The following is a 24,923-nucleotide window of genomic DNA, read 5'->3' as shown; positions in this document are numbered from 1 at the left end:
GGGCCGTCGTACCCCTTTCCGCCGGTTCGCCCGGGTGGTCGGGCCCGGCGACCGGCGCGGCCGACGGGCCGGCCCTCGCGGGGGCACGTAGGCTGACGGACGTGAAGGACAACAGGGGTGCGACAGTGCGACGGGGCGGCGCCGCGCCCGACGAGCAGGGTGAGGTGACGGCGTGACCGAGTTCGACGGGCTGCCGGTGCTGCGCTCGCCGGTCGCCATCGCGGCCTTCGAGGGCTGGAACGACGCCGCCGACGCCTCCACCGCCGCCGTGGAACACCTGGAGCAGGTCTGGCAGGCCCGGGAGGTGACCGAGCTGGACCCGGAGGACTTCTACGACTTCCAGGTGAGCCGGCCGACGATCACCATGGCCGACGGGGAGACCCGGCGCGTCGAGTGGCCCACCACGCGGTTCATGGTGGCCAGTCCGGAGGGCACCGAGCGGGACGTGGTGCTGATCCGCGGCATCGAGCCGAGCATGCGCTGGCGGACGTTCTGCGAGCAGGTGCTGGAGATCTGCCACAGCCTGGAGGTCGAGCGGGTGGTGCTGCTCGGCGCGTTGCTGGCCGACGTGCCGTACACCCGGCCGCTGCCGATCAGCGGCAGCGCGTCGGACGCCGACGCGGCCAAGCGCTACCAGCTCACCCCCACCCGGTACGACGGGCCGACCGGCATCGTCGGCGTGCTGCACGACGCCTGCACCCGGGCCGAGGTCGACGCGGTGTCGTTCTGGGTGCACGTGCCGCACTACGCCAACAACCCGCCCTGCCCGAAGGCCACCCTCGCGCTGCTGCACCGGGTCGAGGAGGTGCTCGACCTGCCGGTGCCGATGGCCGACCTGGCCGAGGAGGCAGCCGAGTGGGAGCAGCGGGTGCGCAGCGCCGCCGAGCAGGACGCGGAACTCGGCGAGTACGTGCGTGAGCTGGAGGAACGGGTCGGTGACGCCGGCATCACCCCGTTGACCGGGGACGAGATCGCCCAGGAGTTCGAGAAGTACCTGCGTCGTCGCGGCGGTTCCGCCGGACCGACAGCGGGTTCCTGGTAGTTCTCCCGCTTCGCTGAAGCCGGGCCTCGGATCGGGGCCCGGCTTCTTCGTGTCCGGGGTGGCGCCGTCACACCCTCTAGGGCATCCTAGGAACCTAGCTGTTCTGAGGAGGCCTGCATGCAGATCAATCCGGGCGCGGCCGAGTTCCCGCACCGGCAGATCGCCGCGCAGCTCAAGGCCCAGGTGCGCCGCGGCGACTGGGGTCCGGGCGAGCGGCTGCCGTCCATCCCGGCCATCGCCGAGATGTTCGGCGTCGCGAAGCAGACCGTGCAGCGCGCCGTCGACCAGCTGCGGGTCGAGGGCATCCTGATCACCAAACCCGGCTCCGGTACGTACGTCCGGGGCACCCGGCGCCGCCTCAACCGCCTGTCCCGGGGCCGGTACGGCGGCTTCCGCGGCTACCACACCGACCTGGCCGCCCGGTACCGCCAGCAGCTCGTCTCGGTCGGCCGCTCCCCCACCCCGGCCGAGGTGGCCGACGCGTTCGGCGTCGCCGACGGCACCGAACTGCTCTGCCGGCGGCACCTGGTACGCACCGACGACTCCCCGGTCGAGGTCGGCGCGTCGTGGTTCCTGCCCGCCGACACCGCCGGCACGTCACTGGAGCGGGCCGAGGCGTTCGGCCGGCCGCTCTACCAGGAGGCCGAGGAGGTCACCGGCCGGCGGTACGCCACCGCCACCGACACGATCAGCGCGCGTCAGCCCAGCCGGGAGGAGGCGGAGATCCTCCAGATCCGCCCGGACACGCCGGTGCTGCACCTGCTGCACGTCGCGTACGACGAGCAGCACAAGCCGATCGAGGTCGCGCAGGCCACCTGGCCCGGCCCGATGACCACGCTCACCGAGGAGTACAAGATCCCCGCCCCCACCCCCGACCAGGACCCCGACCCCGGCCTGGTCCTGGGCTGACCGCCCGCACCCCGGCCCCGGCCCGGCCCGCCTCGGCCCGCCTCGGCCCGCCTCGGCGATCTTGCACTCTCTGCCCCGACAGACGGGGCATTCACGACACTCCGAGGGCCGTAAGTGCAAGATCGCCGAGGTGGGCCGGCGCAAGATGTCGAGGCGGGCCGCAGGGTCGGCTCGCACGGGTACAGACTCCCGGAAGCCACGCCCGGACAGGGCTCCCCGGGCCGGACCACACCGGGTGGAACGCCATGGGTGTCAATTCGCCTCCGACACACCCATTACGTTCCACCCGCCACCGGACGGCGCGATCTTGCGGTTGTGGCCCCCGCGAACCGGGCATATAGGGCGGAATGCGGGCCGTAAGTGCAAGATCGACGCGCGTGAGGGCGGGACGGCGCTGCGGAAGGGTGGCTAGAGGGCGATGCCGAGGAGGGCGTCCACCGTGTCTCGGAAGAGGGCCGGAGCGGTCTCGTCCTCGGTCACGTCGTTCAGGGTGGCTTCGGCCCAGCGGTCGGCCGCCGCCAGGGCACCCGGCGTGTCCAGGTCGTCGGCCAGGCGCTCGCGTACCTCGGCCAGCAACGCCGCCCCCGACGGCCCGGCCGGCGCGGCGGCGGCCCGCCGCCAGCGGCCCAGCCGCTCCTGCGCCTCGGTGAGCAGCTCGTCGGTCCAGGAGCGGTCGCTGCGGTAGTGCCCGCTCATCAGCGCCAGCCGGACCGCCATCGGGTCGACCTTGTCGGCCCGCAGCCGGGACACGAAGACCAGGTTGCCCTGGGACTTCGACATCTTCTCGCCGTCCAGGCCGATCATGCCGGCGTGCACGTAGTGGTCGGCGAACGGCGCCTCGCCGGTCAGCCGCTCGGCGTGCGCGGCGGAGCACTCGTGGTGCGGGAAGATCAGGTCGTTGCCGCCGCCCTGCACGTCGATCCGGTCGCCGAGCAGGTTCAGCGCGATGACAGTGCACTCGATGTGCCAGCCGGGACGGCCCGCGCCCAGTTCGCCACCGGGCCAGGACGGCTCGCCCTCGCGGGCGCCGCGCCACAGCAGCGGGTCGAGCGGGTCGCGCTTGCCGGCGCGTTCGGGGTCGCCGCCGCGCTCGGCGAACAGTTCGATCATCTGCTCACGGGACAGGTTGGACTCGTAGCCGAAGCGAGGCGCGGCGGAGATGTCGAAGTAGACGTCGCCGGTGCCGTCGTCGAGCCGGTACGCCGCACCGTCCTTGAGCAGCACCAGCACCTTCTCGGCGATGTCCGGGATCGACTCGACGGCGCCGACGTAGTGCGCCGGCGGGATCATCCGCAGCGCCTCCATGTCCTCGCGGAACAGCGCGGTCTCCCGCATGGCCAGGACCTTCCAGTCCTCGCCGTCGCGCTCGGCGCGCTCCAGCAGCGGGTCGTCGATGTCGGTGACGTTCTGCACGTACCGCACGTCCAGGCCGGCGTCACGCCACATCCGCTGCACCAGGTCGAACGTGATCATGGTGGCGGCGTGTCCGAGGTGCGTCGCGTCGTACGGGGTGATGCCGCAGACGTACATCGAGGCCGCGCCCTCGCGCCGGCTGGGATGGGCGCCCTGCCGCGCCGAGTCGTACAACCTCAGCGACACGCCCTCGCCGGGCAGCCGTGGCACGTCATGTCCCGCCCAAGACTCCATGACCGCCAGCCTAACGATCCGTCAGACGCTCGGGTGCCGCCCTACGGGTGATCAACGCGACAACGGCTCACATCGGCGGCCAGGGCATCGCCGGCCACTCCTGCGGCGGCAGCGGGAACCGGCTGCTCTCGCCCAGCCGCTCGACCCGTTCCGCCAGCGCGGCCAGCTCACCGATGGTCAGGTGCTCGGCCAGCTCCTCGCCGAGCGACCCGCGCAGCTGCCCGGCCAGGCCGTCCAGCATCTCCACCGCGTCCGGCGGCAGCTCGCGGCCGGCCCAGCCCCACAGCACCGTACGCAGCTTCTCCTCGACGTGGAAGCTCACGCCGTGGTCGACGCCGTAGATCCGGTCGTCCGGGCCGACGAGCACGTGCCCGCCCTTGCGGTCGGCGTTGTTGATGATCGCGTCGAGCACGACGAGCCGGGCCAGGCGGGGGTCGTCGGCGTGCGCCAGCGCGTACGCCGCCCCGTCGTCGTCGCGGGCCGCGGCGACCGGGAACCAGCGCGGCGGGATCTCCCGCGCCGGCACGAACCCGACGAGCGGCTCGGCGTCGTCCGGCTCGTCGATCCAGAGCTGGCACGAACCGGGACCGAACGGCCCGTCGCGCAGCACGGTCGGGGGCACCAGGTCCCAGCCGGTGGCCCGGGACACCAGGTAGGCGGACACCTCCCGGCCGGCGAGCGTGCCGTCCGGGAAGTCCCAGAGCGGGCGCTCGCCGCGTACCGGCTTGTAGACGCAGTGCGCGGTCACGTCGCCGAGGGCGATGACCCCGCGCAGCGTCGCGTTGGAGGCGTCGACGAGCCGCCCCTGGAGGGTCAGCTCACCGTCGGCGAGCAGCCGCAGCGCCTCGGCGCCGTCCTGTCGGGGCTGCAGTTCCGACGAGGTCACCGGTGATAGCCGTTGTGCCGGGGGCAGAGGTGACCGGCCGGGTCGAGCGGCTGGCCGCACAGCGGGCAGGGGGGCCGGCCGGCGTTCACGACGCGCTTGGCCCGTTCGATGAACTCGCGGGTCGCCTCCGGGGTCAGCCGCACCCGGAGGCGGTCGAGGTCGTCGTCCGGCTCGTCCGGGTCCTCGTCGGCGCCGTCGTCCGCGTCGCCCAGCTCGACCTCGACCTCCGCCTCACCGACGGCGATCGCCTCGATCACCACGGTGGCGGTGTCCACGTCGAAGGCCAGGCCCAGCGTGCCGACCCGGAACTCCTCGTCCACGGGCGTGTCGAGCGGCTCGTTGTCGCCGGTCACGGTGGTGACCGGCTCCGGCAGCTTCACGCCGAAGCGGCGCTGCGCCTCGGCGAGCAGCTCTTCCAGCTTCTCGGCGAGCAACGACACCTGGACCTTCTCCAGCGACACGCTGACCAGCCGGCCGCCGCCACGCGCCTGGAGGAAGAACGTGCGCTCCCCCGGCGGGCCGACCGTACCGGCGACGAACCGCTCCGGCGGCTCGAAGGCGTGCACCTGGTGCGTCATACCCACGACCCTATCCGGCGTCCGGAAGCACCGCGCAGCCCACCGACGCCGAATCCGCCCAGAGCGAACGCGCCGCGTACGCCGGTCTCACCCGGCCGCGCCCGCGCCTCCGCCGACCGCCGCATCGGACTCGGCCGGCCGCGCCGGGCGCCGGCGCCGCTTGCGCGGCGGCGGGACCAGCGCCGACAGGTCACCGCCGGTGTCGTTGAGCCGGACCAGGAACGGCCGCAACGGGGTGTAGCGGATCGCCGTCACCGACGCCGGGTCGGCCACGATCCGCTGGAAGAGATCAAGGTGTACGCCGAGCGCGTCCGCCACGATCGCCTTGATCACGTCGCCGTGGCTGCACGCCAGCCAGACGGCCTCCGGCCCGTGCTCGGCGGTGACCCGCGCGTCCCAGGCCCGGACCGCCGCCACGGCGCGCGCGGACATCGCCGCCATCGACTCGCCCTGCGGGAACGCGGCGGCGCTCGGGTGCTGCTGCACCACCGGCCAGAGCGGCTCCTTCGCCAGCTTCTTCAGCGACTGCCCCTCCCAGTCGCCGTACCCGCACTCGATCAGCCCGTCGTCGACGACCGGCTCGGTGCCGGGAAGGGCCAGGTCGAGGGTCTGCCGACAGCGGATGAGCGGGCTGGTCACCACCGCCGCGAGCGGCAGCCCGGCGAGACGCGCGCCGACCGCCGTGGCCTGCGCCCGGCCGGTGTCGTCCAGCTCGACCGGTTGCCGCCCGGCCAGGCCGCCGTCGGCGTTCGCGGTGGTCCGGCCGTGTCGCAGAAGCAGAAGGGTCGCCACGCAGACCACCCTAGGCGGTACGCCCCTCGGATGATCGTCCCGCCACGACCCCCACCGCCTCCCGCCCCCGCACGCCGGTCCCCGAACCTCCACCCGTCGGCGCCGATCATGAAGTTGGGCCGGACCAACCCCGGCCAACCTCATCGTCAACACCCAGCAGCCCGAGGCAGCGGCGACCCGTACCACCCAGGGGACGCGTTCGGCGGCAGGCGGAGATCTTGGAAGGAAGGGGCCCCCACGAGGGCCGTTTCCTTCCAAGATCTCCCGTGGTGTCCGTGCGCCGGGGCCCGCTCGCCTGCGCTGGCTCTCTGCCGCCGCGGATGGAGATCTTGGTACGTTCCCGCCCTTACAGGGGCCGTTCCGTACCAAGATCTCTCGCAAGCCCTTTGAGACCGCCGTCGGCGGCTCGACCTTCCGAATGATCATGAAGTTGACGGTCACAAACCGGACGCGAGGTGCCGTCAACTTCATGATCGACGCTTGTGGGCACGGTCGGGGGCGTGGGTGGTCCGGGAGGCGGTGTGAGCGGTGCGTCGAGTGTCCGGTTTCGGGGTGGTCGGGGACACCCGGGCGGCGGAATCGGGGATGGTGGCTGGGCGTTATACCTGGTGAACGACCGCAGCAGCGCCCCCGCAGCACGCGGGCGGCAGCGTCCGGGAAGATCCCGGGCCGGCGGTCGTTGTGCATGTCTCCGGCGCGACCAGTGAGCCCCGTACGCCACCCCCGGGCGTCCGCGGGCCGCGTCAGCAGGCCGCCGGAGATCCCCCGAAGACTTCTTGAGCGCCTGACGGTGCTCGCACCCGCACCGAACCCCCCTCGGCGCGGGCGTCGACCCCCGAACGGAGCCCACCATGAACACGATCCTGCGTAAGAGCATCCTCGGTATCGCCGGTCTGACCGTCGCCGGTGGCCTCGCCGCCGGCCCCCTCAACCACGACACCGGCACCCCGGTGCGCGACACGGCCGTGACCACCACCCAGGCCGCCGCGAAGCTGGACAGCGCCGCGCTCATCCCGCACGGCGTCCAGGGCACCCAGTCCCACATCGACCTCGACGACGAGCAGACCGCCAACGTCAAGGCCATCATCGCCGCGACGAAGAAGGCCGGCATGGACGAACGCGCCGCCGTCGTCTCCATCGCCACCGCCCTGCAGGAGTCGAAGCTGGAGAACCTCGGCCACCTCGGCGACCGCAACGACCACGACTCGCAGGGCCTGTTCCAGCAGCGCCCCTCCAGTGGTTGGGGCACGGTCGAGCAGATCACCGACCCCGAGTACTCCACCACCGCGTTCCTGAAGGGCCTCAAGCAGGTCGACGGCTGGCGCGACATGCCCCTGACCGAGGCCGCCCAGACCGTCCAGGTCTCCGCCTACCCCGACCACTACGCCCAGTGGGAACAGCAGGCCGCCGACCTCGTCGCCCAGCACTGGAACAGCTGAGACAAGCAGAAGGCCGGCACCCCGAACAGCGGGGTGCCGGCCTTTCGCACGACAGCGTCAGGTGGCGCTGATCGTGCCGGTCGCCAGCAGGCAGATCAGCAGGCTGCCCAGCGCCACCCGGTACAGCACGAACACGTACAGCGTGTGGTGGGCGACGTAGCGCAGCAGCCAGGCGATGGCCGCGTACCCGACGGCGAACGCGATGAGCGTCGCGATCACCATCTGCGCCACGCTCGGCGCGGCGGTGCCCGGCGCGGACGGCTCGAACACGTCCGGCAGGCTGAACACGCCGGAGATCACCACGGCCGGGATGGCCAGCAGGAACGAGTAGCGGGCCGCGGTCTCCCGGGTCAGGTTGAGCAGCAGGCCCGCGGTCAGGGTGCCGCCCGACCGGGACACGCCGGGCACCAGCGCCGCGGCCTGGGCGAAGCCCATCACCACGCCGTCGCGCATCCGGAAGTTCTCCAGCGTACGGGTCTGCCGGCCCCAGTACTCGGCGAAGGCCAGCAGCATCGCGCCGATGATCAGCGTGCAGGAGATCAGCCAGAGGTTCCGGCCGGCGGTGCGGATCTGGTCCTTGAACAGCAGCCCGAAGATGCCGATCGGGATGGTGCCGACGATGACGTACCAGCCCATCCGGTAGTCGAGGCTGGACCGCACCGATCGGTCGACCAGGCCGACGAACCAGGTGCGGACGATCCGCCAGATGTCCTTGGCGAAGTAGATCAGGACGGCGGCCTCGGTGCCGAGCTGGGTCACCGCGGTGAACGACGCGCCCGCGTCCCGGCCGAAGAACAGCTCCGAGGTGATCCGCAGGTGCCCGGACGAGGACACCGGAAGGAACTCGGTCAGCCCCTGGACCAGGCCCAGGACGATGGCCTCGATCCAGGTCACTCGCCGACTCCGGACAGCTCCAGCGCCTCGGCGACGGTACGCAGGGTCTGCACCCCGCTGTCCCGGTCGGCCACGAACAGCGACACCGACAGGGTGGTCACGCCCGCGGCGGCGTACTCCCGCATCCGCTCGGCGATGCGCTCCTTCGGGCCGAGCAGCGACGTGCGGTCGATGAACTCCATCGGTACGGCGGCGGCCGCGTCGCGCTGCCGCTTGGCCAGGTAGAGGTCCTGGACCTCGCGGGCCGCGTCGCCGTAGCCCATCCGGGTGGCGAGCTGGTTGTAGAAGTTCTGCTTGCGGCTGCCCATGCCGCCGACGTACAGCGCGGCGTACCAGCGCACCAGCTCGGCGCAGGTGGCGATGTCGTCGCCGACCACGACCGGCACGGACGGCACCACGTCGAAGCCGGCCAGTTCCTTGCCCGCCGCGGCGCGCCCGGCGCGCACCGAGGCGAGGTGCTCCTCGGCGAACTCCGGGGAGTAGAAGACGGCCAGCCAGCCGTCGGCGATCTCGCCGGCCAGCTCCAGGTTCTTCGGGCCGACGGCGGCCAGGTAGATCGGGATGTGCTCGCGCGGCGGGTGGAAGCCCAGCCGCAGCGCCTTGCCGGGGCCGTCGGGCAGCGGCAGCGTGTAGTGCTCGCCGTCGTACGCGACCTCCTTGCGGGCCACCGCCAGCTTGACGATGTCGACGTACTCCCGGGTGCGGGCCAGCGGCTTGGCGAACCGCACGCCGTGCCAGCCCTCGGAGACCTGCGGGCCGGACACGCCCAGGCCGAGCCGGAACCGGCCGCCGGAGAGCGTGTCGATGGTCGCGGCGGTCATCGCGGTCATGGCGGGGGTACGGGCCGGGATCTGCATGACCGCGGAGCCCACGTCGATGCGCTCCGTCTGACCGGCGATCCAGGCCAGCATGCTCGGCGAGTCCGAGCCGTACGCCTCCGCGGCCCAGACCACCGAGTAGCCGAGCCGGTCCGCCTCCTGGGCCAGCGCCAGGTGGTCGAAGGGCGTGCTCCACGCCGTCTGGTATCCGAGGTTGAGCCCGAGTCGCACTGATCCTCCCACCGTCCGCACCACAGGTCGCATCAGGTTACGCAATGAGCGTGGCGCCCTCGACGTCCGGCTCGCCCCGAACATGTCACACCGGGCGGAGGTCGCGCGGGAAGTTGACTGCGGCGAGGATATCCGTGACGCCGGGTTCGAAATAAGGTTCACGCATGCAACAGCGACCGCTCGGCCGAAGCGGGCTGGCGGTATCGCGGCTCGCGCTCGGCACCATGACCTGGGGACGGGACACCGACGCCGACGACGCGGCCGCCCAGCTGAAGAGTTACCTCGACGCGGGCGGCAACCTCGTCGACACCGCCGACGTGTACGCCGACGGCGACGCCGAGTCGGTGATCGGCTCCCTGCTGGGCACCCTGGTGGACCGCGACGAGCTGCTGATCGCCACCAAGGCGGGCCTGCGGCCGGGCAGCCGCCGCCGGGACGGCTCGCGGGGGCACCTGCTGCGCACGCTCGACGCCTCGCTGCGCCGGCTGGGCACCGACCACGTCGACCTGTGGCAGGTGCACGGGTACGACCCGGACACCCCGCTGGAGGAGACGCTCTCGGCCCTGGACCACGCGGTGTCCAGCGGGAAGGCCCGCTACGTGGGTGTGTCGAACTTCTCCGGCTGGCAGACCGCCCGGGCCGCCGCCTGGCAGGCCGCCTGGCCGGGGCGGGCGCCGGTGGTCGCCGCGCAGGTGGAGTACTCGCTGCTGGAGCGCGGTGTGGAGCGGGAGGTGCTGCCCGCCTGCGCCGGGATGGGGCTGGGTGTGCTGCCCTGGTCGCCGCTGGGCCGGGGTGTGCTGACCGGCAAGTACCGCAACGGCCGCCCGGCCGACTCGCGGGCGGTGTCGCCGCACTTCGAGCGGTTCGTCGCGACGTACCTGGAGCCGCGCTGCTCCAGCATCGTGGAGGCGGTCGCCATCGCGGCCGGCGGGCTGGGCGTGTCGCCGCTGGAGGTGGCGCTGGCCTGGGTGCGGGACCGGCCGGGCGTGACCGCGCCGATCCTGGGCGCCCGGACCGTCGGGCAGCTGCTCGGCGCGTTGCAGGTGGAGCGGGTGACGCTGCCGGAGGAGATCGTCACGGCGCTGGACGACGTGTCGGCGGTGCCGGTGGGTTACCCGGAGCGCGACGGCTGAGCCGTACGAGGGCGATCCGGGTCACCCGCAGGGGGTGGCGGAGGGCCCGCGACCTGGGCAGCATAGGGGCATGGACTACGAATACGCGCCGCTGCGGTTGCCCTCGAACGTCGATCGGCTGACCGCCGCGGCGCAGCTGGCGATCCAGGCCGAGTTCTCCGGCTGGGAGCTGGCCCGGGTGCGGCTCTACCGGGACGGCACGCGGCAGGTGGTGCTGCGGCGCCGCCTGGTCAACCAGTCGCAGCCGGGCCTGTCGTACTGACGACGGGCCCGTCCCCGGGGCCGCGCGACGCGGCCCCGGGGACGCGCACGGCCTAGTGCGCGTGGTCGTGCTCCTCGTCGAGCTCCATGAACGGGTGCTCGTCGAGCCGGCCGACCAGCCGGTCGTCGGCGGCCGGCTGGAACGGGCCGACCGGGTCGTCGTCGTCGAACGACTCCAGGTCGACAGGGGTGCCGACCTCGCTGACCATCACCACACCGTCCAGCGGCTCCAGCTCCGGCACGTCGAGCGCGGACAGCGAGCCGTCGCCGCTCTGCAGCAGCTCCAGCACCGCCTCGCCGACGCCCTCGACCGGCGCCGGCTCGTCCTCCTCCGGGGTGCCCTCCCGGCGGGCCGCCTCGGCCGCGCGCAGCAGCGCGGCGACGCTGGGCACCCGATAGTCGCGCCGCTGCCGCACCGAGATGACCCGCGGGTGCGGGTCGGTGGGCTCGCCGCCCTCGACGGCGCCGAAGCGCTCGTCGGCCTCGTCCGGGTCGATCGACTCCACGTCCCAGGGCGTCACCTCGCCGAACGCGTCGAGCAGCTGCTCGTCGTAGGCGAACGAGGCGTTGTTCAACGCGACGTACGCCTGCCAGACGGCGTCGTCGTCGATCCGGCCCTGGGCGGCCCGGACGGCGGCCAGGTGGGCGCGGGCGGCGTCGATCACCCGCTCGAGGGCGGCGTCCAGCTCACCGTGCTGGTCGGTCATGTGTGGCAGTCCCTTCGCGATGGGGGGAGGTTCCGCGCCGGCGGCGCCGCGGCGGGCGCGGTCAGCAGGTACGGAGGAAGCGGTCCAGAACCCGCACGCCGAACTGTAGTCCGTCCAGCGGAACCCGCTCGTCGATGCCGTGGAACAGGCCGGAGAAATTGAGGTCGGCGGGCAGCCGCAGCGGCGCGAAACCGAAGCAGCGGATGCCGAGCTGGGAGAACGCCTTGGCGTCGGTGCCGCCGGAGAGCATGTACGGCACCGGGTGCGCGCCCGGGTCCTCGGCGCGCAGCGCCTCCGACATGTGCGCCACCAGGTCACCGTCGAACGTGGTCTCCAGGGCCGGCTGGCGCTGGACGTACTCGATGGCGATGTCCGGCCCGACCAGCTCGCGCAGCTGCCGTTCCAGTTCCTCGCTCTGCCCGGGCAGGCTGCGGCAGTCGATGGTGGCGGTGGCCCGGCCGGGGATGACGTTGTCCTTGTAGCCGGCGGCCAGGCGGGTCGGGTTGGCGGTGTTGCGGACGGTCGCGCCGATGATGTTGGCGATCGGGCCGAGCTTGGCGATCGCGGTCTCCGGGTCGTCCGGGTCGATCTCGATGCCGAGCACGTCGGAGACCTCGGCGAGGAACGCCCGTACGGTGTCGGTCATCACCACCGGGAAGCGGTGCCGGCCGATCCGGGCGACCGCCTCGGCGAGCGCGGTGACCGCGTTGTCGTCGTGCACCATCGAGCCGTGGCCGGGCCGGCCCTTGGCGTGCAGGCGCAGCCAGTCGATGCCCTTCTCGGCGGTCTCGATCAGGTAGAGGCGGCGCTGCTCGTCGACCGAGTAGGAGAAGCCGCCGACCTCGCCGATCGCCTCGGTGCAGCCGTCGAACAGGTCGCGGTGGTGCTGGGTGAGGAAGTGGGCACCGTAGTCGCTGCCGGCCTCCTCGTCGGCGGTGAAGGCGAGCACGACGTCGCGCCGGGGGCGGACGCCGGTGCGCTGCCAGTCACGGACCACGGCGAGCACCATCGCGTCGAAGTCCTTCATGTCGATCGCGCCGCGGCCCCACAGGTAGCCGTCGCGGATCTCGCCGGAGAACGGGTGCACCGACCACTCGTCCGGGTCGGCGGGCACCACGTCGAGGTGGCCGTGCACGAGCAGCGCGTCGCGGCCGGGCTCGGTGCCGGGGATCCGGGCGACCAGGTTGGCCCGGCCGGGCGCGGATTCGTGGATCTCGGCGTCGACGCCGACCTCGGCGAGTTTCTCCGCGACGTACTCGGCGGCGCGCCGCTCGCCTGCGCTGGTGTCGTTGTCGCCGGTGTTCGTGGTGTCGATGCGCAGCAGGTCGCGGCAGAGGTCGACGACCTCGTCGGTGGCGTCGGGTCGGGCGGGGGCGGCGTCGCTCGTCATCGCTTCCTTATACCAGCAGGTGAGGTGGTCGCGGGCCGCCGGTGGCCCGGCGGCGGTTTCGCGGATCGCCGGGCCGGGTACCGCCGGACCGCCCGGACATCGACTCCGGCCGTCATGAGGAGGGCACCATGACCGTCCCCCTGCCGCCGCTGCCGCCGGCCGCCGACGACGCGTACCGGCCGGGTGGGCGCAGCGTCGCCGACCTCGTGGACACCGAGCACCGGGCGCTGCTGGGGCTGGCCGACCGGGTCACGGATCCGGCGCTGGACGCCACCGGCCGGCGTGAGGTGCTCGACGTGCTGACCGCCGCGGTGTCCCGCCACCTGTCCGCCGAGGAGCAGTACCTGTTCCCGGCTGCCCGCGCCGCGATGCCGGACGCCGCCGAGCTGGTGGAGCGGGAGATCGAGGCGGATGCCGGGCTGCTGACCGCGCTCAAGGAGCTGTCCGGGGCGGACGACCCGGCGGTCGCGGACGTGGCCGAGCGGGTACGCCGGCACGTCAGCCGCGTCGCGGCGCTGGTCACGCCGCTGCGCGAGGTGGCGAGCGACGCCGAGCTGATCCGGCTGGGCAACCGGTGGGAGATCGCGGAGGAGGCGGCGCCGACCCGGCCGCACCCCGGCACGCCCGCCACCCCGCCCTGGAACAAGATCGTCGAACCGGCCGTCGGGGTGCTGGACAAGGTGCGCGACGCGGTCACCGGACGGCGTACCCGGCTGAGCGACCTGGAGCACCGCCGCGAGGGGTGAGCCGATCGCCCCTTCCGTGTATCGGTTCGTGGTCCTACCGTCACGGTATGGATCTGGAGCTGCGACACCTGCGTGTGGTCTGCGCGATCGCGGAGACGGGGAGCGTCACCAAGGCCGCCTCGGCGCTCGGCCTGGCCCAGCCGGCGCTGACCGCCCAGCTTCAGCGGATCGAACGGGCGCTGGGCGGGCCGCTGTTCGAACGGGACCGCCGCGGCGCCCGCCCCACCGCGCTGGGCGAGCTGGTGCTGGACCGGGCGCGGGTGCTGCTGCCGGCGATGAAGGGCCTGCGGGACGAGGCGGCCCGGATGGCCGGCGCGGGCGATCCGCTGCGCCGGTACCGCTTCGGCGGGGTGAACAGCCCGATCCTCGGGCGGCTGGTGCACCGGCTCGCCGCCGAGCGGCCGGACGCGCAGATCACCACGTACGGCTCCTGGTCGGTGGACGAGCTGGCGCAGATGGTCGCGGGTGGCCGGCTCGACTTCGCGCTGACCGGCGTGTGCGGCGACTCGACGCCGTCGGCCGGGTTCGGGCTGAGCTGGCGGGAGGTTGCGGTGGAGCCGATCTGCGTGCTGCTGCCGCAGACCCACCCGCTGGCCGGCCGCGCCGACGTCGACCTGGTCGACCTGCGGCGTGAGCGGTGGGTGGCCGCGCCGGGCGACGGCTGCTTCGGCGACTGCTTCGCCGCCGCCTGCGCCCGCTCCGGCTTCACCCCGAAGAAGGTGTACGAGGCGGACGTGCGGGCCGCGCTGGACCTGGTGGACGCGGGTGAGGCGGTGGCGTTGTGCCAGGCCACGTTCCGTCCGGTGGCCGGTCTGGTGACCCGCCGGCTCGCCGGTACGCCGCTGCGCTGGCGGCTGCTGCTGGGCTGGCATCCGGACGTGCCGGCCGCGGCGGTGGCCGAGCCGGTGCTGGCGGCGGCGGTCGCGGCGTACACCGACGCGCTGGCGAACCATCCGGAGTACCTGGGCTGGCTGCTGGCGCATCCGGAGTTCGGCGTGCAGCCCAACGGCTCGGGTGGGGTGCGAATCGCCTGAACCCGGGTAACACCGGCGACATGACTGATCTGTATCCGGCCGCCGACCAGCGGGAGCTGCTGCGCCAGGCGGCGACCGCGCACACCACCGCCGCAGCCGAGGTGGAGGCGTTCCTGCGCCGGTTGCCGGAGGTGCCGGGGCCGGCCGACGTGACCGAGTACGCCAACCTGCTCAGCCGCGAGGAACGCGCCCGCGCCGACCGGCAGGCCGCTGCGGACGCGGCCGGGCTGCGGCTGCCCAGCCTGGAGCCGGAGTAGCCGGCGGCGCCCGGGCGGGTCGTCCGCCCGGGCGCCACCGGCTTTCGGCTCAGCGTTCGACGAGTACGTCGTGACCGAGGTCGAGCAGGGCGTGGCGCCACTCGTCGTCGGCGTTGCCCCGGCGTGGCCGCTGCGCGGTCAGCTCCCGGATCCGGGTGATCGCCTCCCGCATCACCTCGATGTCCTCCGGCGTGAGGTCCACCTTGCGCTTGCGCAGCACGGCGAGGATCTGCCGGCCCGGCTCGGGCAGGTCCAGGTCCGGGCCCGGACCGAACGCCTCCTCCCCCGAGCCGCGGGTCAGCAGCCACTGCCGCAGCGTCTCGGAGGACACGTTCACCTCGGCGTGGAAGTCGTCCCAGATCACCTCGACCTCGGGGTCGAGTCGCGCCTCGCGTACCATCACGCCTCCTCTCCCGGCGGCGGCCCGGATGCCGGCTCGCCCTCGTTCGGTGTGTGCTGCTTCAGGCCCTCCGGCGGCACCCGCACCCGGGACGGGTTCGCCGTCGGGGTCGCCTCGATCGGCTCACCGGCCCCGACGTCGTCGTCGGGGATCTCCTCGGGTTCGGTCATGTCCGCCCTCCGGTCCTTCGGTGGCGGCCCGTCCCGGCCGGGACGGGCCACGGCCGGTCATCGGGGATGGGACGTGGTGGCCGGCGTGTAGCCCCGCTCACCGGCGGTGACGTCGAAGACGAGCTGGTCGTCGCGGGTGTCGACGGTGACCTTCTGCCCGGGCGAGATCTCGTTCTCCAGCAGCATCCGGGACAGCCGGTTGTCGACCTCGCGCTGGATCACCCGGCGCAGCGGACGGGCCCCGAACTCGGGCTGGTAGCCGTGCTCGGCGAGCCAGTCGACGCCGGCGGTGCTGAAGTCGACCTGGATGTCCTGGGCGTGCATGCGGCGGCGGGTCTCCTCCAGCAGCAGCCCGGTGATCTGGCGCAGCTGCTCGGCCTCCAGCCGCTGGAAGATGATCACCTCGTCGATGCGGTTGAGGAACTCCGGGCGGAAGTTCTCCTGGAGCCGGCGCATCAGCCGTTCCCGCAGCTCGTCGCTCTCCTGCTCGCCGGGTGCGCCGGTGGCGAAGCCGACGGTGCGCTGGGTGCCGGTGATCAGCTCCGAGCCGAGGTTGCTGGTCATGATCAGGACGGTGTTCTTGAAGTTCACGGTGCGGCCCTGACTGTCGGTGAGCCGCCCGTCGTCGAGCACCTGGAGCAGGATGTTGAACACGTCCGGGTGCGCCTTCTCGATCTCGTCGAGCAGCACCACCGCGTACGGGCGGCGCCGCACCGCCTCGGTGAGCTGGCCGGCCTCCTCGTAGCCGACGTATCCGGGCGGGGCGCCGACCAGCCGGCTGACCGTGTGCCGTTCCTGGAACTCGCTCATGTCCACCCGGACCATCCGGTCCGCCTCGCCGAACAGCGCCTCGGCCAGCGCCCGGGCCAGCTCGGTCTTGCCCACGCCGGTCGGGCCGAGGAACAGGAAACTGCCCATCGGCCGGTCCGGGTCGGCCAGGCCGGTACGGGAGCGGCGTACCGCCTCGGAGACGGCGCTGACCGCGTCGTCCTGGCCGATGATCTTCTCGTGCAGGTGCCCCTCCAGGCGCAGCAGCCGGTCGCGTTCCTCCTCGGTGAGCTGGGTGACCGGGATGCCGGTGGCCCGGGAGACCACCTCGGCGATCTCCGTCGGGCCCACCTCGGGCACGTGGTTGGGGCCCTCGTCGCCGCGGGCGCGGCGGACCTGGTCCTCCAGTTCGGCGAGCCGGTCGCGCAGCGCGGAGGCCCGCTCGTACTGCTCGTCGGAGACCGCCTGCTCCTTGTCCCGGCGCGTCTCGTCGAGCTGCTGCTCCAGCTCGCGCACGTCCTCGGCCGGGGTACGGGTGCGCAGCCGCACCCGGGCGCCGGCCTGGTCGATCAGGTCGATCGCCTTGTCCGGCAGGAACCGGTCGGTGACGTACCGGTCGGACAGCTCACCGGCGGCGACCAGCGCCTCGTCGGTGAACCGGACCTGGTGGTGCGCCTCGTACCTGTCGCGCAGGCCGCGCAGGATCGCGATGGTGTCGTCGACTGTCGGCTCGGGCACCAGCACCGGCTGGAACCGGCGGGCCAGCGCGGCGTCCTTCTCGATGCTGCGCCGGTACTCGTCCAGCGTGGTCGCGCCGATCACCCGCAGCTCGCCGCGCGCCAGGGCCGGCTTGAGCATGTTCGAGGCGTCCATCCCGCCCTCGCTGCCGGCGCCGCCCGCGCCGACCAGCGTGTGGATCTCGTCGAGGAAGATGATCAGCTCCTCGCGGTGGGCGCGGATCTCGTCGATCACCTTCTTCAGGCGCTCCTCGAAGTCGCCCCGGTAGCGGGTGCCGGCGACCAGGCCGGACAGGTCGAGCTGGATCACCCGCTTGCCGATCAGCGTCTGCGGCACGTCGCCGTCGCAGATCCGCTCCGCCAGACCCTCCACGATCGCGGTCTTGCCGACACCGGCCTCGCCGATCAGCACCGGGTTGTTCTTGGTCCGCCGGGACAGGATCTCCACCGCCTGCTCGATCTCGTCGGCCCGGCCGATCACCGGGTCGATCTGGTCCATCCGGGCCAGCTCGGTGAGGTCCTGGCCGTACTGGTCGAGGGTCGGGGTGCCGCGGTCCGGTCGCGGTGCGTTCGTCGCGCCGCGCTCGGCGCTGGCCGCCTGCAACGACTCGGGCTGGATCCGGCCGGCGGCGAGCATCCGGCCGGCCGGCGACTCGGGGTTCAGCGGCAACGCCATCAGGATGTGCTCGGGACCGATGTAGTTGGCGCCCATCGCCCGGGACAACTGGTGCGCGTCGAGCAGCGCCCGCTTCGCCGCCGGGGTCAGCGACAGGTTCGGCGGCACCTCGCCGCGCGGCGCGCCCTCGCCGCGGCCGCCCAGCGCGCCCAGCAGCGCGTCCGGGTCGGCGCCGGCCCGGCGGACCAGGTCGCGCAGCGGCTCGCGCTGCAACGCCGCCCAGAGCAGGTGGTCGGTGTCCAGGTCGTTGCTGTGTTTCTGGGCCGCGCGGCGGGCCGCGTCGGCGAGCATCTCCCGCGCGTCGGCGGTCATCAGGCGCGTGATGTCGACCCGGTGCGCCGGCCGCCGTCCCCCCTCGCCCCGGCCGAAGTATCGGGCCAGGAACTCGTCCCAGGGGTCGTTGCCGAAGTCACCCGGTCCCATCATCTCGTCCTCCGCAGTCAGTCGGCACGACCGGCACCCGGCACGCGCGGCACGGTCGGCGGTGGCTACCCGGCGGTCGGCGCGACAAACGCGACCGGATGGCAGGCTGGGGGCATGGAGAGCAGACCGCTGCTGATCGTGGACGGCGCGAACGTGGTGGGCTCGCGCCCGGACGGCTGGTGGCGGGACCGGGCCGGCGCGGCGGTCCGGCTGCGCGACGCGCTGGCGTCCGTCGGGGACGCGGGCGTGCCGCCGGAGCTGCCGCCACCGGTGCAGGTGGTGCTGGTGGTGGAGGGCGCGGCCCGGCACGTGCCGCCCGCGCCCGGCGTGGACGTGGTCTCCGCGCCCGGCTCCGGCGACGACACGATGGTCGAGCTGGTGGCCGCCGCGCCGGACCGGCGGCGGGTGGTGGTCACCGCCGACCGCGAACTGCGCGAGCGGGTCACCGCGCTCGGCGCCGAGGTACGCGGACCGCGCTGGCTCGGCCGCTAGCCCGCCGGTCCCGCGAGCGGGACCGCGGTGTCCGCCGGCAGGACCGCCGGCCGGGGTCTTCGCGCACGTCAGCGCGGGAACCGGACACGAGGGCCGCAACCACGCGAGGGTGGATGTTCGTCCACCCGTTCCGATGGGTTGTAATGGAGATCTCTTTCGCCCCCAGGAGGTCCCCGTGGCGAGCGTCGCCGAGCTGAAGGCCGCCATCGATGTCGCTCTCCAGCAGATCGGTGACGGCCAGACAGCGGTGCAGGCCGCCGGCGAGAAGCTGGCCGAGGCGCAGCAGACCCTGGCCGGCGCGCTGGAGGGCAGCGGCCACGAGACGGTCGAGGCGGCGCAGGCCTCGCTGACACAGGCCGGCCAGGAGCTGGAGGAGTGTCTGGCCGCGACACTGGTCGCGGTCGAGCAGGCACAGCTCTACGTCGCGACGCTCTGAGGCCCGGCCGTGTCCATCGTCGAGGACATCGGCGCGCAGGTGCGCGCCGCCGCCGAGGAACTGCCGCTGGCGCAGCTCGCCGCCGCGTTGGAGAAGCTCGGCCAGGCGCAGGAGCGGCTGCGCTGGGTACGCCAGGAGTCGTCCGACCCGATGGGGGTGCCGGAGCTGTCCTCGGCCACCGAGCACGCCGAGACGGCCGGTTACGCGCTGCGCGTGGCGCAGGAGCAGCTCACCGCGTACCTGGCCGCGATCGGGCTGGCCCCCGACGGCGCGCGGCCGGCGCCACCGGGCGAGCGGCCGCCGAAGCACGACTCGCCGCGCGGCGAGGAGCCGCCCGCGCCCGGCCCGGCCGCCGAGCCGGGCGAGCAGCCGGCGGTACGGCGCTGGTGGGCGGTGCGGGTGGCGGAGCTGACCGGCGGCCGGGAGGGTGCACCGGACGAGCCGGACGAGCGCGTCGTGGACTCCCACGAGCTGCTGCGCCGGGTGACCGCCGGGGTCCGCTCCGGTGACCGGGACCGGCTGCACCGCGAGTTGCGCCGGGCACACGCCGACGCGGGGCTGGGGCTGGCCGCGATCACCCCGCCGCTGCTGCGCGAACTGGCCGGTGAGCTGCTCGGCCATCCGCCCCGCGCGGACGACCTGCCCCGGCTGCGCGGCGCGCTGGACTCCCGGGTCCGCGACCTGCTGCCCGGGCTGCCGCGGCCGGTGCTCGACACGCTGCTGACCCGGGTGTGCCGGATGCCCCCGCCGCGCCGCGACGACGACGCGGAACAGCCGCACGCGGCCGACCCTGCGGTCACCGCCGGTGTGCTCACCGGCGTACTGCTCGACCGGCTCGGCCGGGACCTGCCCAAGGACACCGACGATCGGGAGCCGTCCCGTGGCTGACGTCCGCGCTCGACTGGTGACGCGGGTCCGGGGGATGCTCTCCGAGGCCCTCGGCGCCACCCGTACCCGGCTCGCCACCGCCGAGGCCGACCTGGCCGCCGGGCGGGACCGGCTGGCCCGTACCCGCAAGGCCGCCGCCGCGGTGCCCGCCCGGGTGGGCGCCGCCCGCGACCGGCGCCTGGCCGAGATCGACGCCCGGCACACCGCCCGCCTCGCCGAGCTGGCCCGGCGGGCCGCCGCCGCGGCGCAGCGGGAGGCGCCCGGCGCGGCGTCCGCGCCGTGGGACCGCTGGCGGGCCACGCCCGCCGGCCGGTCCGAGCCGCCCGGCGCGTTGCGGGTCGGCACGGTACGCCTCGACGGCGCCGAACCGGTGCCCGCGCTCGTCCCGCTGCTCGACGCCGGGCACGCGCACCTGGCCGGCCGCGACCGGGACGGACTGGCCGCCGTGGTGCCGGCGCTGCTGCTGCGCTCGGTCGGGCAGGCCGACCCGGGCGCGGTGCGGCTCTACGGGTACGACCCGGACCACCTGGGCGGCGGGCTGGCCGGGTTCGCGCCGCTGGGCACGGCCGGGCTGCTCACGTTCGTCGGGCCGGGCGGGCTGGGCCGGCTGCTCGACGACCTGGTGGAGCAGATCCGCCGGATCAACGCCACGGTGCTCGCCGGTGAGTACGGCTCGCTGCGCGAGCTGGCCGCCGCCACCGGGCGCCGCCCGGAGCCGTGGCGGGTGGCGGTGCTGCTCGGCGGCGACGAGCTGTCCCGGCACGAACGCGGCCAGCTCGACCGGGTGGTACGGACCGGCGCGGCCTGCGGCGTGCACCTGGTGGTCCGCGGCATCGAGCTACCAGGCGACCCGACCGTCACCCGGATCACCGTGGAGCCGGACGACGCCCGGGTGGCCGGGCTGCCGGTGGTGCTGGACGCGCCGCCCCCGCCCGCCCTGGCCACCGAGACCTGCCGCACCGTCGCGTCCCGGGTGGCCGCCGGCCCGCCGCCGACGCCGTTCACCGACCTGCTCCCGCCGCCGGACGAGTACTGGCGGGAGGACTCCGCGCACGGCCTCAGCGCCCCGATCGGCGAGGGCCCGCACGGGCGGCAGGTGCTGCTCACGCTGGGCGACTACCCGCCGCACGCGCTGATCGGCGGCCCGTCCGGCACCGGCAAGACGAACCTGATCTTCGCCTGGATCGGCGCGCTCGCCGCCCGCTACTCCCCCGCCGAGCTGGAGTTCTACCTGCTGGACTTCAAGGAGGGCGTGTCCTTCGCCCGGTTCGCGCAGGGCCGGCGCGACCCGAGCTGGCTGCCGCACATGCGGCTGGTCGGCATCAACGTCAACACCGACCGGGAGTTCGGCCTGGCGCTGCTGCGCTTCCTCGCCGAGGAGCTGCGCCGCCGCGCCGACGCGGCGAAGAAGCACGAGGTCACCAAGCTGGCCGAGCTGCGCGCGGTGGACCCGGACGGGCACTGGCCGCGCATCGTGGCGGTGGTCGACGAGTTCCAGGCGCTGCTCGCCGGGCGGGACGTGGTCGCCCGGGAGGCCGCCGACCTGCTGGAGGACCTGGCCCGGCGGGGCCGGTCGCAGGGCATCCACCTGGTGCTCGCCTCGCAGGACGTGCGCGGCATCGAGGCGCTGTGGGGGCGGCCCGCGCTGGTCGCCCAGTTCACGCTGCGGATCGCGCTGCCGAAGGCGCTGCGCATCCTGGCCGAACGCAACGACGCGGCGCAGTCGCTGCCCCGCCACCACGCGGTCGTCAACGCCGAGTCGGGCCTGGCCGAGGGGAACGAGGTGGCCCGGATCCCGTCGGCGAGCGACTGGGAGACGTGGAGCGAGCTTCAGCACCGGCTGTGGCGGATGCGCCCGCAGGACGCCGCGCCGGCCCGGCTGTTCGACGGCGACGCGATCCCGAAGGTGGCCGACGCGCCGGACTTCCGGGCGCTCACCGCGCCGGAGCAGGGCGTGCCGCGCAGCCCGGTGGCGCTGCTCGGCGAGATCATCGACGTGCAGTCCCGCTCGGCGGCGCTGCGGCTGCCCCGCGCGCCGGGCCGCAACCTGGCGGTGCTGGGCACCCGGGTGGACGAGGCGTGCGCGGTGCTCGACGCCGCCGCCCGGTCGCTGGCCCGGCAGTACCGGCCCGGCACCGCCCGGTTCTCCATCGCCTGCCTGGACCCGGACGCCGACCCGGCCGCCCGCGCCCTGTACGAGGACCTGGAAGGCGACGTCTCCTGGTACGACGAGGAGACGGTGCCGGAGCTGATGGCCGAGGTGGGTGACGGACTCGGTGCGCCGGGTGCGGCGCGTACCCCGCACTTCCTGCTGCTGTACGCGGTGGACGCGGCGGCGGCGGCGCTGGCCGGCAAGGCCGGTACGCGCACCGGGCTGGAGCAGCTGCGCCGGATCCTGCACGACGGGCCGGAACGGCGTACGCACGTGCTGGCGTGGTGGCGTGGCGTGGCCCGGATGCGTGTGGACCTGGGCGGCGCGGGCGCGCGCACGGATCAGATCGGCGCCTGGGTGGCGCTGGACGTGCAGGGCGGTGAGCTGGGCTCCTCGCTGTATCCGGGCAGCGGCGGGCCGGACTGGTATCCCCGGCCGTGGCGCGGTCTCTACTTCGACCGGGCGGTGCACCGCACCGCACAGGTGATCATCCCTTATGGTCCGTCCCGATGAACGAACCGGTTGCCAGTGAGACGTACAGCGCGCAGATCCGCCGGCTCGCCGAGCTGACCGCCCGGGTGGCCGCCCAGCGGGCCGAGGCGCACACCTGGTACGACCAGCAGGTGGCGGCCGCCGACCGGGCGGTCGCGGAGGCCGCCGAGCAGGTGCGGCAGGCCGAAGCGGAGGTGGCCGAGGCGTCCCTGCTCGTGGAACGCGTCGACGGCGAGGTCACGCACCTGTGGACGCAGTTGCGGGCCCGGCTCGGCGGGAGCGCGCGGCGGCTGGGCGACCCGCCCGGCCCGGTACGCGGCGCGGCCGGTGACCCGGTGCCGCTGCTGCGGGCGGTCCGGGAGCTGCTGGACCGCACCGGCGCTCCGGGCGAGCTGCCCGGTTCGGTGAACCCGCTGCTGGTCGCGTGCGGGATCGGCGGGGCGCTGGTGGCGTACGCGCTGGGGGTGGGCGCGCGGGCCCTCGCGGCCGGTTCCAGCGGCGATCTGGCGGTGGGCCTGCCGGTGCTGGCGCTGGTGGTGACGCTGCTCGGCCCGGTGATCGGGCTGGCGCCTGCGCGGCTGCTGGCCGACCGCCGCCACGCGGTGCTGACCCCGCGCCCGATGATCCTGGTGGCCGCTTCCGGCCTGGTGACGACGCTGCTCCTGCTGACGGTGACCTACACCCGCTGACCGTCGCCCTCCCGCGCCGGCTCTCACGCCGTCGATCATGAGGTTGGCGGCGCGACACGCCGTCGCGCCGCCGGTCAACCTCATGATCGCCGGGATCAGGCGGGGGTCAGGACGGCCTCCTTGAGGAGGCGGCGGGTCAGCGTCAGTCGGTCGGCGTCGTCGTCGAGGCCGGGCAGGTCGCCGACCCTTGTCACCTCGCCGGTGAGCAGCGCGCGCAGCGCCGCCTCGCAGGGGCCGGGGAGCGTGAGCGTGCGGTCCGGCACCCGCAGCGTGACCCGTCCGTCGGCGGCCGGGGTGAGCTGCCAGCGCAGCCCGCCGCGTACCGCCACCTCGCTGTCCGCTGTGAGCCGGGCCAGCGCCTGCGCCTGGGCCAGCGGCCGGATCGGCGCCGGGCGGGCGGCCGGCCACACCCGGGCACGCAGCCGGCCGGCCACCGCCGCCGGGTCGGCCCGCAGCAGCCAGTCGCGCAGCGCCTCGACCGTCTCGGTCAGTTCCGGCTCGATCGCGTCCGGGTCGGCCAGGTCGAGCCCGAACGGCAGGCTCGCGCGCAGCCGCGCGTCCTCGGCGGCGAGCGCGAGCAGCTCCTCGACCACCGCGTACCGGGTCAGCGCCCGGATGCCCACGGTCAGGTGCAGCGAGCTGGACTCCTGCGCCTGGGCGCTGTGCAGCCAGCCGCGCGGCAGGTAGAGCGCGTCGCCCGGTTCCAGCACCACGTCCAGTTCGGGGCGGCCCTCGGCGGTCGCGGAGACCTCGTCGGCCCGGCCGCCCCACGGCTGGCGTTCCAGCGGGTCGGCCAGCACCGGCGGGTGGATCCGCCAGTGCTTGCGTCCGTCCACCTGGAGCACGAACACGTCGTGGGTGTCGTAGTGGGTGGCGAAGCCCTGGCTGCCGGCCGGGGTCAGGTAGGCGTTCACCTGCAACGGCTGGGCCAGCGCGGTGCCCAGGTCGCGGGCGAAGTCGACGATCGCCGGCCAGGTGCGGTGCAGGCCCTGCAGCACCAGCGTCGCCCCGTCGGCGTACAGCGCCAGCACCTTCTCGTCCAGGACCTGGTCGCCGATCTCGGCGCCCGCGCCACCGCCGCCGGTGAACCGCGCCGCCGGCACGAGCCGGCCGTCTTTCGCCACCCGCAGGAACGGGGTACGCAGGCCGCGGCGGCTGAGCAGCTCGTCGGCGTCGGCGGTGCTGAGCAGGTCGGTGAAGCCGTCGGCGTTCGGCAGCTCGGCGGCGCGGGACAGCAGCGGGCTGCGCCCCCAGTGGTCGGCGGCGAACTTGGCCGGCTCCACCGCCACGCACCGGGCCAGCGCCTCGATCGCGGAGAACGGAACCGCCGGGCGGCCGTGGCCACCCGGCGGGTCGACGTGCGTGGTGCTCATGTGTCAGGCGCTGCCGTCGGCGCCGCCGTCGTGCTGACCCGGGGTCGCGCCGCCGTCGGCCGGGCCCTCGGCGCTGCCGTCCGCGCCACCGTCGTGCTGACCCGGAGTCGCGCCACCGTCAGCGGGGCCCTCCGCGCCGCCGTCCGCGCCACCGTCGTGCTGACCCGGAGTCGCGCCACCGTCAGCGGGGCCCTCCGCGCCGCCGTCCGCGCCACCGTCGTGCTGACCCGGGGTGGCACCGCCGTCGGCCGGGCCCTCCAGGCCGCTGCCGCCGCTGCTCTGGATGTCGTCGTCGTTCAATGCCATGGGTGCTCCCTCGGTGTGCCGCCCCGCGTGGTGCCGGGGTCCGTGTGCAGCGGGTGGTACCCCACGCCCGATCTTCTCTAACCACACGGTAGACGCCCGGACGCCGCCGTACGGACGGTTCGCGGGGCAAGCGACGGGAGTGGGCGAGTGCCAGGAT

At 74.2% G+C, this 24,923-nt stretch carries 26 protein-coding genes; 13 read left to right on the top strand and 13 right to left on the bottom strand.

Annotation, left to right across the window (positions count from 1 at the left end; genetic code table 11):
* Positions 1–172: 172 nt before the first annotated feature.
* Together SM452_RS18545 and SM452_RS18540 are read left to right on the top strand one after the other, a co-directional pair.
* On the top strand, positions 173–1,042 hold the full coding sequence (locus tag SM452_RS18545; protein ID WP_013286081.1) for a PAC2 family protein: 870 nt from the start codon (positions 173–175) through the stop codon (positions 1,040–1,042).
* A 117-nt stretch (positions 1,043–1,159) separates the two neighbouring features.
* Positions 1,160–1,951 carry a GntR family transcriptional regulator gene (locus SM452_RS18540; protein ID WP_463840370.1) on the top strand — a complete coding sequence of 264 codons (792 nt, stop codon included), beginning with the start codon at positions 1,160–1,162 and terminating at the stop codon, positions 1,949–1,951.
* 408 nt (positions 1,952–2,359) lie between these two features.
* Here SM452_RS18540 and mshC read toward each other — a convergent pair whose 3' ends face one another.
* The 4 genes from mshC to SM452_RS18520 all read right to left on the bottom strand — a co-directional run bounded on the left by mshC (position 2,360) and on the right by SM452_RS18520 (position 5,863).
* Positions 2,360–3,598: a cysteine--1-D-myo-inosityl 2-amino-2-deoxy-alpha-D-glucopyranoside ligase gene (gene mshC / locus SM452_RS18535; RefSeq protein WP_463840369.1), complete on the bottom strand. Its 1,239-nt coding sequence runs from the start codon at positions 3,596–3,598 to the stop codon at positions 2,360–2,362.
* Positions 3,599–3,665: 67 nt separating this feature from the next.
* Positions 3,666–4,484, bottom strand: coding sequence for an SCO1664 family protein (locus SM452_RS18530; RefSeq protein WP_463840368.1), 819 nt, complete (start codon positions 4,482–4,484; stop codon positions 3,666–3,668).
* Positions 4,481–5,062, bottom strand: coding sequence for a DUF3090 domain-containing protein (locus SM452_RS18525; RefSeq protein WP_355512606.1), 582 nt, complete (start codon positions 5,060–5,062; stop codon positions 4,481–4,483). Before SM452_RS18525 ends, SM452_RS18530 begins: the two co-directional genes overlap by 4 nt.
* Before the next feature lie 87 nt (positions 5,063–5,149).
* Positions 5,150–5,863, bottom strand: a complete 714-nt coding sequence (locus SM452_RS18520) for a histidine phosphatase family protein (RefSeq protein ID WP_262016185.1) — start codon at positions 5,861–5,863, stop codon at positions 5,150–5,152.
* An 842-nt stretch (positions 5,864–6,705) separates the two neighbouring features.
* Between SM452_RS18520 and SM452_RS18515 the strand changes: the two genes are divergently transcribed.
* A complete protein-coding gene (locus SM452_RS18515; RefSeq protein WP_463840367.1) occupies positions 6,706–7,293 on the top strand; it encodes a hypothetical protein in 588 nt (195 codons plus the stop codon).
* A 57-nt stretch (positions 7,294–7,350) separates the two neighbouring features.
* Here the strand turns inward: SM452_RS18515 and SM452_RS18510 are convergent, their stop codons facing one another.
* Positions 7,351–8,187 carry an undecaprenyl-diphosphate phosphatase gene (locus SM452_RS18510; protein ID WP_262015585.1) on the bottom strand — a complete coding sequence of 279 codons (837 nt, stop codon included), beginning with the start codon at positions 8,185–8,187 and terminating at the stop codon, positions 7,351–7,353.
* Complete coding sequence (locus SM452_RS18505) at positions 8,184–9,236, bottom strand: LLM class F420-dependent oxidoreductase (protein ID WP_194801613.1); 1,053 nt, start codon at positions 9,234–9,236, stop codon at positions 8,184–8,186. The genes SM452_RS18510 and SM452_RS18505 overlap by 4 nt, the downstream gene beginning before the upstream one ends.
* A gap of 164 nt (positions 9,237–9,400) precedes the next feature.
* Between SM452_RS18505 and SM452_RS18500 the strand changes: the two genes are divergently transcribed.
* Positions 9,401–10,369 carry an aldo/keto reductase gene (locus tag SM452_RS18500; RefSeq protein ID WP_262015584.1) on the top strand — a complete coding sequence of 323 codons (969 nt, stop codon included), beginning with the start codon at positions 9,401–9,403 and terminating at the stop codon, positions 10,367–10,369.
* Positions 10,370–10,439: 70 nt separating this feature from the next.
* Positions 10,440–10,631, top strand: coding sequence for a DUF5703 family protein (locus SM452_RS18495; protein ID WP_030274256.1), 192 nt, complete (start codon positions 10,440–10,442; stop codon positions 10,629–10,631).
* A 52-nt stretch (positions 10,632–10,683) separates the two neighbouring features.
* On the opposite strand, the gene SM452_RS18490 is transcribed toward SM452_RS18495, so the two are convergent.
* Together SM452_RS18490 and SM452_RS18485 are read right to left on the bottom strand one after the other, a co-directional pair.
* Complete coding sequence (locus tag SM452_RS18490) at positions 10,684–11,337, bottom strand: hypothetical protein (protein ID WP_013286069.1); 654 nt, start codon at positions 11,335–11,337, stop codon at positions 10,684–10,686.
* Between the two features lie 61 nt (positions 11,338–11,398).
* Positions 11,399–12,727, bottom strand: a complete 1,329-nt coding sequence (locus tag SM452_RS18485; RefSeq protein ID WP_355510439.1) for a M20/M25/M40 family metallo-hydrolase — start codon at positions 12,725–12,727, stop codon at positions 11,399–11,401.
* A gap of 128 nt (positions 12,728–12,855) precedes the next feature.
* Here SM452_RS18485 and SM452_RS18480 point away from each other — a divergent pair, with 128 nt between their 5' ends.
* Genes SM452_RS18480 through SM452_RS18470 form a run of 3 tightly spaced genes read left to right on the top strand, consistent with a single transcriptional unit; the run spans position 12,856 to position 14,764 of the window.
* Positions 12,856–13,473: a hemerythrin domain-containing protein gene (locus SM452_RS18480; RefSeq protein ID WP_262015582.1), complete on the top strand. Its 618-nt coding sequence runs from the start codon at positions 12,856–12,858 to the stop codon at positions 13,471–13,473.
* Between the two features lie 47 nt (positions 13,474–13,520).
* Positions 13,521–14,507 (top strand): LysR family transcriptional regulator, encoded by a 987-nt coding sequence (locus SM452_RS18475; protein ID WP_013286066.1) that lies wholly within the window; start codon positions 13,521–13,523, stop codon positions 14,505–14,507.
* Between the two features lie 20 nt (positions 14,508–14,527).
* Positions 14,528–14,764, top strand: a complete 237-nt coding sequence (locus tag SM452_RS18470; RefSeq protein WP_262015581.1) for a hypothetical protein — start codon at positions 14,528–14,530, stop codon at positions 14,762–14,764.
* Between the two features lie 49 nt (positions 14,765–14,813).
* Here the strand turns inward: SM452_RS18470 and SM452_RS18465 are convergent, their stop codons facing one another.
* From SM452_RS18465 to SM452_RS18455, 3 genes are read right to left on the bottom strand one after another with little or no spacing between them, the layout of a single operon-like run.
* Complete coding sequence (locus SM452_RS18465) at positions 14,814–15,164, bottom strand: DUF3140 domain-containing protein (RefSeq protein ID WP_135239924.1); 351 nt, start codon at positions 15,162–15,164, stop codon at positions 14,814–14,816.
* A complete protein-coding gene (locus tag SM452_RS18460; protein WP_355510444.1) occupies positions 15,164–15,334 on the bottom strand; it encodes a hypothetical protein in 171 nt (56 codons plus the stop codon). The genes SM452_RS18465 and SM452_RS18460 overlap by 1 nt, the downstream gene beginning before the upstream one ends.
* A 57-nt stretch (positions 15,335–15,391) precedes the next feature.
* The gene (locus tag SM452_RS18455) at positions 15,392–17,941 is read right to left on the bottom strand and encodes an ATP-dependent Clp protease ATP-binding subunit (protein WP_262015579.1); all 2,550 of its coding nucleotides are present in this window, start codon (positions 17,939–17,941) and stop codon (positions 15,392–15,394) included.
* Between the two features lie 111 nt (positions 17,942–18,052).
* Here SM452_RS18455 and SM452_RS18450 point away from each other — a divergent pair, with 111 nt between their 5' ends.
* From SM452_RS18450 to SM452_RS18430, 5 genes are all read left to right on the top strand, one after another.
* Complete coding sequence (locus tag SM452_RS18450; RefSeq protein WP_194801619.1) at positions 18,053–18,430, top strand: hypothetical protein; 378 nt, start codon at positions 18,053–18,055, stop codon at positions 18,428–18,430.
* Positions 18,431–18,605: 175 nt separating this feature from the next.
* Positions 18,606–18,866, top strand: a complete 261-nt coding sequence (locus SM452_RS18445; protein WP_013286060.1) for a hypothetical protein — start codon at positions 18,606–18,608, stop codon at positions 18,864–18,866.
* A 9-nt stretch (positions 18,867–18,875) separates the two neighbouring features.
* The gene (locus tag SM452_RS18440) at positions 18,876–19,754 is read left to right on the top strand and encodes a hypothetical protein (RefSeq protein ID WP_463840366.1); all 879 of its coding nucleotides are present in this window, start codon (positions 18,876–18,878) and stop codon (positions 19,752–19,754) included.
* The gene (locus tag SM452_RS18435; protein ID WP_463840365.1) at positions 19,747–22,419 is read left to right on the top strand and encodes an FtsK/SpoIIIE domain-containing protein; all 2,673 of its coding nucleotides are present in this window, start codon (positions 19,747–19,749) and stop codon (positions 22,417–22,419) included. The genes SM452_RS18440 and SM452_RS18435 overlap by 8 nt, the downstream gene beginning before the upstream one ends.
* Positions 22,416–23,087 (top strand): hypothetical protein, encoded by a 672-nt coding sequence (locus tag SM452_RS18430; protein WP_262015576.1) that lies wholly within the window; start codon positions 22,416–22,418, stop codon positions 23,085–23,087. The genes SM452_RS18435 and SM452_RS18430 overlap by 4 nt, the downstream gene beginning before the upstream one ends.
* 95 nt (positions 23,088–23,182) lie before the next feature.
* Here SM452_RS18430 and SM452_RS18425 read toward each other — a convergent pair whose 3' ends face one another.
* A complete protein-coding gene (locus SM452_RS18425; RefSeq protein ID WP_463840364.1) occupies positions 23,183–24,460 on the bottom strand; it encodes a cupin domain-containing protein in 1,278 nt (425 codons plus the stop codon).
* A 3-nt stretch (positions 24,461–24,463) separates the two neighbouring features.
* Complete coding sequence (locus SM452_RS18420) at positions 24,464–24,766, bottom strand: hypothetical protein (RefSeq protein WP_026268594.1); 303 nt, start codon at positions 24,764–24,766, stop codon at positions 24,464–24,466.
* Between the last annotated feature and the right edge of the window lie 157 nt (positions 24,767–24,923).

The organism is Micromonospora sp. SYSU B005, from assembly GCF_055362685.1.
The sequence above is the reverse complement of the archived record's forward strand: the minus strand, read 5'-3'. Positions and strand labels throughout refer to the sequence as shown.